Raw genomic sequence first — 9,281 nt, 5'->3', positions numbered from 1 at the left:
CTCGAAGACTACGATTACCCGGGCCGTTTCATCGACCGCGAGCGCGGCAAACACCTGGCCAAACGCGCCCTCGAACGCCACCGCAGCGACTTCCAGCTCGCCGAAGGCAAGAGCGATCAGCCGTTGCTGGTCAGCGGCCATTTTCTGGCCCTGACCGAGCCCCCAAAAGCCAAGTGGAACGACCTCTGGCTGCTCACCGAAGTCCTGCACGAAGGCAAACAGCCGCAAGTGCTGGAAGAATCGGTGACCAGCGACACCACCGCACTCAAAGACGATTTCCACCAGGGCTACCGCAACCGCTTCCAGGCCACCCCGTGGGACGTGCCCAACCGCCCGCCCCTGCGCCACCCGAAACCGCGCATCCTCGGCAGCCAGAGCGCCGTGGTCACCGGCCCCAAAGGCGAAGAAATCCACTGCGACCAGTACGGCCGCGTCAAGGTGCAATTCCATTGGGACCGCGAAGGCCAGGCCGACGACAAAACCAGCTGCTGGCTCCGCGTCTCCAGCGCCTGGGCCGGCGCCCAGTACGGCGGCATCGCCATCCCGCGCATCGGTATGGAAGTGCTGGTGACCTTCCTCGAAGGCGACCCCGATCAACCGCTGATCAGCGGCTGCCTGTACCACAAGGAAAACACCGTCCCCTACGCCCTGCCGGCGAACAAGACCCGCAGTACGTTCAAAACCCTGAGTTCAATGGGTGGCGGCGGTTACAACGAACTGCGCATCGAAGACAAAAAAGGTCAGGAGCAGATCTACCTGCACGCCCAGCGCGACTGGGACGAGAACATCGAGCACGACCAGAAGATTCGGGTTGGCAATGAGCGCCACGACACCGTCGAGAAGAACAGCTACACGGAATTCAAGGCCGAAGAACATCACACCGTTTATGAAGATCGCAAGGTTGAGGCGCAGGCCAATGATCACCTGACGGTTGGGGTGAATCAGCACATCAAGATTGGCACCGGGCAGTTCATTGATGCGGGGCAGGAAATCCATCTTGATAGCGGCATCAAGGTCGTGCTGGAAGCGGGAGCTGAGCTGACGCTGATCGGAGGGGGCAGCTTTATCAAGATCGACGCCGCTGGCGTTACCATGAGCGGCCCGGTGATCAATATGAACTCCGGCGGTGGACCGGGTAGCGGCACGGGCGCTGCGCCGTTGTTGCCGGGGCCGTTGAAGCAGGCGGATGCGGATAAGGCTGGGCAGTTGCTGGTGCCGGCGCAGCGGCAGGCGTTGATGCAGAAGAAGCCGATTTGTGCGGTTTGTGAGGCTGCGAAACTCGCGGCACAAAAGGGTGAACAGTAAATGAACAGACTACCGCCGCTCCCGAATGACTTGCCGTGGAAGACGCCCGCCTATTTACTTCTGGACGGCGTGAGTGTGCCCAATCTGGCACAACAGCTGTACCAATGGGACAACCAGGCATACAGCCTCTACCAATCGACACGCTGGCAAGAACTGTCCGATATCTCGCCTTACCTGATTGCTCTCAAAGGGCCCAGCGATCCGCTTTTGGCCCATTTTCTGGAAAACTCGGCCTTGGAGTGGGGTTATCTGTTGTTCAGTACTACCGATGCTCATGTGCTTTGGGGGCATTGGCGTAACTTGCTTACGGTCGAGCATCCGAGCGGCGTTGAGGTTATGCCGCGCATCGCCGACCCAGCAGTCATGCATCAGCTGTTCGGGTTGGCGGAGCAAGCCAGTAGTGCCCGCTGGTTTGGTCCGGTCGAGTACATCTGCCTGCCAGACGGAGTCGAAACCTTATGGCATCAACACAAACGTCCCGAACCCGCCATTGCTGAACCGCAAACCTATCGCTTGACCGATAAAGAACTCACAGTGTTAGGTGAGGTAGAGTTTCGCAACTTTGTCTCGTCATTGAATGAGCACTTGGAAAAGTACTTTCCTGAATACATGGCGACTTTTCCTGAACAGGATCGTCGCCCCTATGCGCAGAAAATAGCGGATGAGGCCTACGAACAAGGTTTTGCCTCGGAGCAGGAAATCACCCTCTATGCGAACGTTCACGGTTATCTGGCAGGGGAACCGCTGACTGACCACCCTGATATCGTGCGACTGCTGACGCAGTCGACACCTGATGCGCCATTGAAGCGCGTGGAGCGCGCTGCCGAGCTTGCCGAAAGCCGTGCTGAAGATCGACAAGGAAGCCCATCATGACCGCTCAACAACCACCAAAAACCAGCGCCAACACTGTTGCCCTGGCTAAACCAGCCAAGGACACCCGTGTCCCAATGGGTGAATGCCAATTGATGAACAAGAAAGTTCAGTTGCTGCCTCTGCGCTATGGGCTCGTTCAGCACCTCGATCCCGCATCCGAACTCGCCATGCCGTTCAAGACAAAAAGCCAGCCACTGGGCATCCGGCTGTTGCGCGACGGCTACCTCTACATCATCAACGGCACCACCGGTTACCTGCACGAGTACCGCATAGAGAAAGGCGAGATCACCAAACTATTGTGGAACAGCCAAGAAGTCTCCGGTGACACGCGCACCAGTTCGATCGGCGAACCTCATCTTGTCTTCACCCGCAAACACACGTTGTATGCCAGCTATTCCGAGCTTCAATGGACAGCCAATAAATGCTCGTAAGTGCTCAAATCCAAAGAAGAACGGAAGCGTTTGATGCAACCAGTGGAGTTGGCAAGTGCCTGCCCTGAAAAGGGCGGCAAACATTTGTTGAGCAAACAACAGGTGGAGGACTGGCTGGCAGAAGTGAAGGAGCAGTCTGAGAGAGCCGATGCCGTCCTCGAAGGGGCAGACCCACAAGAAGGCGAGGCTTATCACTGGGAAGATCAGCCGCTGTTCAAACATATTGCGATTGAAACGCTGACCAGTAAGGTTCAGTGTGCCTACAAGGATGACTACTTGTTTCTGGTGTTGCGTGACGACATCGGCGTCATGCGCGACCTTGCCAGCGCTCAGTTGAAAGTGGCTGACTGGATTGATCGATGGAGCAAGGACGACAAGCGTCAGGCACAATACCTCACGGGTTCCTACGTCCAGTCCCTTTATGATGTGAATGGTCCACGGCTGGAAGCCCTGGGTAAAACAGATCCTGAAGTTCAGGCACTTAAAGATGAGACCAACGAAGAACAGCAATCGAAAATCTACGAATTCCTGAAGGTTCGCCGGGACAACAGAGACCCTGGCATCTACGGTGATGAAGCTCATTGGCGAAAGATGGCGGAGAAAGATCCCTACGCCCGCGCCTACATGGACATGACGGACTCTCTGGGAGATCCGCTTTATCGTAAACACCAGGACACTTTGAACAAACTCAGCCTGCAAAGCTGGTACGCGTTGCATGGCAAGGAGTTAGGTCAGCGAGGTATCGACGATCTGGTCAACCGTCAGGAAATGGAAGCCTTTGTTCAGGAACAGCAAAACCTTCTAAAACATTGGCATGGTCGTCTGCAAAACATCCGTGAAGATCGACTGAATATGTTCACAGGTGGTCGCTTTCACGGTGCAGCCTGGTATTACGACTTCAATCTCGATGCACAAATCAAGCACCGACTGGAAACCGAGTTTGTCTGCGTGGCAGCCATGTGCGCAGACCCAAAAGCGCTCGAAAAACTTGCCGCCTACATGGAGGCAAATCTGCAGACCCTAGTGCCAGGACTGGATACTCTGTCCCTCGTAGCACAGGTAGACATTGCAAAAAAACTGGCAGACTTGACCAGTTTCTCGATCAACGTGATCTCGGCCAAGGAAAACCTCGCTAACGTCAATGTGCTGACCAACCAGTTCCACAGCTTGATGACCGAGCGCCTGCCCAACTACGCCAAACTGAACAGCCAGTTCATGGGCATGCAAAGCATGCTGGACGAGGCCTACAACCCGGCGCGGCAGCTGAAGATTGCCGATCAACTGGACAAGGCTCACGAGGGTTTCGCGCGCGCACAAACAGTTGATCCCAACGAGTACATCCGCAAGATTGGAGCACCCGCGCGCTTGCAGCTATTGCGCGAGTTCTCTCGACAGGGATTGACTCTGCGTGCGGCTACAGGGGCTGAAATTGCAGCCTTCAATCAGGCTCGCGACCAATCACTGAACTTGCGTAGCCAATTGAAAGAAAGCTACAAACTTCGAAATCGGGAATTGATGCGCCAGTCCATCGGTTCTGCAACTCCGGGTAGTGAAGCCCCGCATAACCAACGTATCGCTCAACTGAAAAATGCGCTGATTCCACTGGAAGAGAAACTCACCGATGCCTTGGCGGTCGGGGGTGATAGTGCAGCGAAAATTGGTACGGTGGTTGATGGATTGGATCCGCAGTTACCCGCGGAGATGGGCAGGACTGTCAGGGATTTCAGGGCTACGGGCACCCTCAACAAGCCCCTGGCGGGCGCATTGAAGTCGAAGGGTGATGGGATTGCGTTTGCTCTGTTTGTCATCCAAGGACAAAAATTTATTGAAGCGATGAGTAGTTTTGCTAAGAAGACGGACCGATCTTGGGCAGATTGGGGCGCTGCTGGAGAATCAGTCGTCGGCTTGTCCTCCTCCGGGTTTGCAATGGTGCAAGGTCTATCCGTAACAGTATTCCAAGCTCATATCGAGCAAATGGAAAGTGCTGCCGGCAAATTGAACACTATGAGCCGCCTAGGTCGCTGGAGCGGCATTGCTGGATTTGGAGCATTTTTGTCTGGTGGTGTCGCCGCTGCATTTGACTTGGGGAAGCATTCTCTACAATGGGGTAAAGCGTTGGCTGAAGGTGACTACAAAGGGTTAGGGGCGACGACGTTGCAGATAAGCGGGGACGCAACACTCGTAGGAACCAATACGTGGGCAGCCAAACACACCGGCTCTATCGTGAAAAACGTAATGAAAACGCCGACCGAATTGCGCGCACTGGCATGGGCAGAGGCCAGCCCTCGGCTTTTGGCTATCGGCACAAGGGCCAATCTCATAGGATTGATCGCTACTGCTCTACAACTAGTGGGAGAAGGCCTCTTTAACTATTTCAATCTGGACGACTTACAGAAATGGATGGAGAGTAGCGTTTGGGGGAACAAGACCAAGCAGCGCAATGTTCAAGATGAGTGGAACGAGCTCGCAAAAGTCGTTCAGAAGCCAACATGTGAATTGATTCGCGATGACAAGCTAACCTATTTGAAATTGGTTTTGCCAGGAGTCAGCACTCAGGAAATGGACAGCCGGAAATTGCAGTTTCAGGCGTACCAACAGTATCGTGAAAAGCCACTTTCGCCACGTACTTATAGCCCTGGACCGTTCCCGTTACGCTGGAAAGAGTGCACGATCACTTGGGTTACTCGTTTCATAATCGCCAGTAAAGAAAAGGAAGCCTTGACACTGCATTTACCGATCAGCAATTCCTTGCAAACCTCAGACTTCGCTTTGGCATTAAACATCGCTTACCAATTGGAAGCTGAACGCGATACCACACACCAAACTCGTTTTGTTTTACGCGACCTACATATCGTGAATACGTATGGTGTGCGCATTCCAACAAAGGGGACGTATAAAGTCGAGTCTGTTGAGACTCTGCCAGTCGGCACAGGCAAGGCATCATTCCATTCTTTTAAAAAAGATGACTTGGCGACTATTGATGCTTAAGAACTTGTTCAAACGTAAAACCACGACTGCCGAACACACGTCCGCCCCAGACATCCGCAGTCAACGCCCACGTGCAGGAGAAATTCGAGCCAACGGTTTAAATGAAACCCTGTTCCTTTCACCATTACCTGTCTACACAGGCCAGACACAGTCATCTCGGCGTAACTTTTCGGAGATCACCGAGACCTATCTGGAGTTGGGCGGTAACAATTGGGGCATGGTTGAGCAAGGAAAAATATTAGCCGCGGGAATCTGGATGCTCTTAACCCTGGCATTTATTGCCCCGACTTTAATTGTTTTGTACGGGACACTTGCCTACCCGGAAAACTTCCCCACTCCCTTGAAAGATTTAGTAATGGGCATTCAGACGTTTTCAGGAATTGCACTGTTAGGGCTTCTGCCCCTCGGCGCCTATGTTTACGGAATGTTTTCCAGCGTCTTCACCGCCGCAAAAACCTACCCCGTTCGCTTCAACCGCCAGCGCCGCGAAGTCTGTTACGTCGACAGCAACACCCATCGCGTGCTGATCGTGCCTTGGGAAAGCGTGGTCGCTTGGGTTGCAAACTCCCAAGGCGTCACCAGCTACGGCGCTACTCGCCAATACACTTTGGGCATGGGACTGGAGGATGAAGAACAGGACAAAGTGCAGTTTCTGCTGCTACCCCAACCCAGCGATGCCCACTCCCTGAGCATGTGGACATCCATTCGCAACTTCATGGAAGACGGTCAACTAGTCGATGTGCCGAACCCGATGCTCAAGGCACTCGGCCTGATCCCGACCGGGGATCGGCTCAAGCCCTATGAAGGACTGCACACCTTTGAAATCGAACGCGAAGATGCCCGTGCGATGGGGTCGCTGGACGAAGAAGGTGGCGAGGACCTGACTCCAGAACAACGGAGGGAATATGGATTCGGGGAGAAATCTCGATGGCCATTGCGCCGCTGGTACATCGGGCGTGTACTGACCTTCTGGAAAATGCCCTACATTCTCGCCGAATGGGCTCATCGCAAGGGCCGTCCCGTTCTGCCGGAACAGGTTCAAGCATGGTCGCAGTCACTGCCACCGGAGCAGTGGGCCAAACCTAGTGCAGCACTGGTGAAAGCCAATCAGTTGGTAAAAAACGCCATGGACAAGAAAGGCGCGACTTTTGTCGAGGCCTGCAAAGTGGCAGGTTTGCACTGAATGAAACCCCAAAATAGGTGAAAGATTAATTTTCTAAAAATAGATCTGTCACTGAGAAATCCCCGCTTTTTCCTACGAGAAATCAAGAAGTTGGGAATTGAAGAGACCTGCATGGGTCGGCAGCTTGTATTGCACCACACAAAAACAAGATCCCGATCCCATGCAGGCAATCCGATTCTTACACAGCGCGCTCGCTCAAGCACTTCCCACTGTCCATTCCCATCGTCTGAAAACGCTGATGTGTTGTGTCAGTTCATTACTGAAAGGCCGTCGTCTGACGCTGACAGGACTGGGTCGATTCATGTCTGGCAAGGCCTATCCCAAACATGCCATCAAACGGGTGGATCGACTTCTCGGTAATCGCCATCTGCAAACGGAGTGTTGCCGCTGATGCGATTTTGACCCAGGCTGCCTGAATTCATTGATCTACCCAAATATTCAGCGAACGATGTGTTTACGCGGGGTTTCACAGGCCGCATGTAGGTCAGTCAAAATCAGCAACCTAGGTCAAAATCGTATCAGCGCCAACACGTATTACCGATCCCAAGAAGCGAAAGGTATATTTGCCACCCCCAAGGCCGATGATTTTGATGATGTGCATCGGCCCTGAAGAGGTAGAGGTAGGCTTCAGCCCAACTGACGAACCTGCCTCTCCAACTCCACCTTCAACCCCGGCTCCAGCTTCAACTGCCGCGCCAGTTCATCCAGATAGCTCTTCTCCATAAAGTTCTCCTCATCCACCATCATCACGCTCGCCACGTACATCTCAGCCGCCATCTCCGGCGTACTCGCGGCGCGGGCGACGTCGGTCGGGTCGAGGGGTTTGTTGAGTTCGGCGTGCAGCCAGTGCTGCAGTTCCTGATCATTGTCGAGCTTGGTGAATTCACCCTCGATCAATTGCCGCTCGCGATCGTCGATGTGGCCGTCGGCTTTGGCGGCGGCGACCAGGGCTTTGAGGATTGCCTGGCTGTGTTGTTCGGCTTGCGCGGGTGGCACTCGGTCGAGGGTTTGTGGCTCGGTTTGCGGGGCGGTGCCTTTTTGGGCGTTGTAGTTGCCGTAGGCTTTGTAGGCCAGCACGCCGAGTGCGGCGAGGCCGCCGTAGATTGCGACTTTGCCACCGACCTTGCGCACTTTCTTGTTGCCGAGCAGCAGGCCCATGGCGCCTGCCGCCAGTGCGCCACCGCCGGCACCCGACAGCAGACCGCCAAGGCCACTACCGCCGGACGATCCGCCAAGCAAGCCGCCCAACCCACCGGCAGCCGTTTTGTTTTGCGACCCGCCGGCCTTGTTCTGCAACAGATCCTGGCCGGATTTGAGTAGTTGATCGAGCAATCCACGGGTGTTCATGTTCCGCCTCCAAAACAGGGGTTATCCGGATCTATAAGGCCCTCAGCCTAGTTCGAAAGTGCCCCTGCCCTGTTTGCGAGTGTGCTTCCAGATGTTGCTCAGTAGGCGCAAGGCGTTCGCGAAAATAGATATACACTCAGGCCAATCTATAAAAACCGCCCACCGGGTACCCCGCTCATGATGACCTTGCGTCAGATCCGTCACTTCATCGCCGTGGCCGAAACCGGCTCGATCTCCGCCGCCGCGCAAACGGCGTTCATTTCCCAATCGACCCTGACCCTGGCAATCCAGCAACTGGAGGAGGAAATCGGCGTTAGCCTGTTCAGCCGACACGCCAAGGGCATGACGCTGACACATCAGGGACACCAATTCCTACGCCAGGCTCACCTGATTCTGGCGACTGTGGACAATGCCAAACGCAGCCTCCAGCAAAGCACCGATCAGGTTGCCGGGCAGTTGATCGTCGGCGTGACCAGTCTGGTCGCCGGTTATTACCTGGCGGATTTGTTAACCCGATTCCAGCGTGCCTATCCCAACGTTGAAATAAGAGTGATGGAGGATGAACGCCCCTACATCGAGCATTTGCTGGTCAGCGGCGAGATCGATGTCGGGGTGTTGATCCTCTCCAACCTCGAAGACCGTCATGCCTTGCAGACTGAGGTGCTGACCCATTCGCCCCACCGTTTGTGGCTGCCAGCGCAGCATCCGCTTTTGGAACACGACAGCATCAATCTCGCCGACGTCGCTCGCGAGCCGTTGATTCAACTGAACGTCGACGAAATGGATAGCAACGCTCAACGTCTATGGCAGGGCGCCGGGCTGCAACCGAAGATCACTCTGAGAACCGCATCGACCGAGGCTGTGCGAAGTCTGGTCGCAGCGGGTCTGGGCGTGTCGATCCAGCCGGACATGACCTATCGCCCGTGGTCACTGGAGGGCGACATCATCGAAGCCCGCCCCATCGCCGACCTCAACCAGACCCTCGACGTCGGCCTGGCCTGGCGCCGTGGCACTGCGCGCCCAGCATTGGTCGACCCATTCCTGACCGTCGCTCGCGAACAACCCCACGGCGGGCGCAAGCCATCTATTTAATCGAATGCCACCTTCAGTATTTAGAATTTGTCGACCCCGGAGCCGCGCACTAGTCTTGCTGC

7 protein-coding genes and 1 pseudogene are annotated in these 9,281 nt (G+C 55.1%); 7 read left to right on the top strand and 1 reads right to left on the bottom strand.

Going from position 1 to position 9,281, the window contains the following annotated elements; all coding sequences use genetic code 11:
- From tssI to ACIOWA_RS19880, 6 genes and pseudogenes are all read left to right on the top strand, one after another.
- Positions 1 to 1,305: type VI secretion system tip protein TssI/VgrG (tssI, locus tag ACIOWA_RS19905; protein WP_401161514.1), on the top strand; the 1,305-nt coding region annotated here is incomplete at its 5' end.
- On the top strand, positions 1,306 to 2,178 hold the full coding sequence (locus ACIOWA_RS19900; protein ID WP_339466182.1) for a DUF4123 domain-containing protein: 873 nt from the start codon (positions 1,306 to 1,308) through the stop codon (positions 2,176 to 2,178).
- Entirely contained in the window at positions 2,175 to 2,609 is a 435-nt protein-coding gene (locus tag ACIOWA_RS19895) for a toxin VasX (protein ID WP_401161511.1), read from the top strand. Before ACIOWA_RS19900 ends, ACIOWA_RS19895 begins: the two co-directional genes overlap by 4 nt.
- Positions 2,610 to 5,597 carry a hypothetical protein gene (locus ACIOWA_RS19890; RefSeq protein ID WP_401161510.1) on the top strand — a complete coding sequence of 996 codons (2,988 nt, stop codon included), beginning with the start codon at positions 2,610 to 2,612 and terminating at the stop codon, positions 5,595 to 5,597.
- Entirely contained in the window at positions 5,590 to 6,780 is a 1,191-nt protein-coding gene (locus ACIOWA_RS19885) for a DUF6708 domain-containing protein (protein WP_401161508.1), read from the top strand. The genes ACIOWA_RS19890 and ACIOWA_RS19885 overlap by 8 nt, the downstream gene beginning before the upstream one ends.
- 160 nt (positions 6,781 to 6,940) lie before the next feature.
- Positions 6,941 to 7,159: pseudogene (locus tag ACIOWA_RS19880) on the top strand (IS4 family transposase); the annotation flags it as partial.
- Positions 7,160 to 7,407: 248 nt separating this feature from the next.
- On the opposite strand, the gene ACIOWA_RS19875 reads toward ACIOWA_RS19880, so the two are convergent.
- Entirely contained in the window at positions 7,408 to 8,127 is a 720-nt protein-coding gene (locus ACIOWA_RS19875; RefSeq protein WP_401161506.1) for a tellurite resistance TerB family protein, read from the bottom strand.
- 177 nt (positions 8,128 to 8,304) lie between these two features.
- Here ACIOWA_RS19875 and ACIOWA_RS19870 point away from each other — a divergent pair, with 177 nt between their 5' ends.
- A complete protein-coding gene (locus ACIOWA_RS19870) occupies positions 8,305 to 9,219 on the top strand; it encodes a LysR family transcriptional regulator (RefSeq protein ID WP_221729866.1) in 915 nt (304 codons plus the stop codon).
- Positions 9,220 to 9,281: the final 62 nt, after the last annotated feature.

The sequence above is a fragment of the Pseudomonas sp. NPDC087614 genome (assembly GCF_044743485.1).
Taxonomy (GTDB): domain Bacteria; phylum Pseudomonadota; class Gammaproteobacteria; order Pseudomonadales; family Pseudomonadaceae; genus Aquipseudomonas; species Aquipseudomonas baetica_A.
This window is presented reverse-complemented; position numbering and strand designations above follow the sequence as displayed.

Coding starts and splice junctions, on each gene's coding strand:
- ACIOWA_RS19900 (WP_339466182.1), top strand. CDS start 1,306: ATGAACAGACTACCGCCGCTCCCGAATGACTTGCCGTGGAAGACGCCC.
- ACIOWA_RS19875 (WP_401161506.1), bottom strand. CDS start 8,127: ATGAACACCCGTGGATTGCTCGATCAACTACTCAAATCCGGCCAGGAT.
- ACIOWA_RS19895 (WP_401161511.1), top strand. CDS start 2,175: ATGACCGCTCAACAACCACCAAAAACCAGCGCCAACACTGTTGCCCTG.
- ACIOWA_RS19870 (WP_221729866.1), top strand. CDS start 8,305: ATGATGACCTTGCGTCAGATCCGTCACTTCATCGCCGTGGCCGAAACC.
- ACIOWA_RS19885 (WP_401161508.1), top strand. CDS start 5,590: ATGCTTAAGAACTTGTTCAAACGTAAAACCACGACTGCCGAACACACG.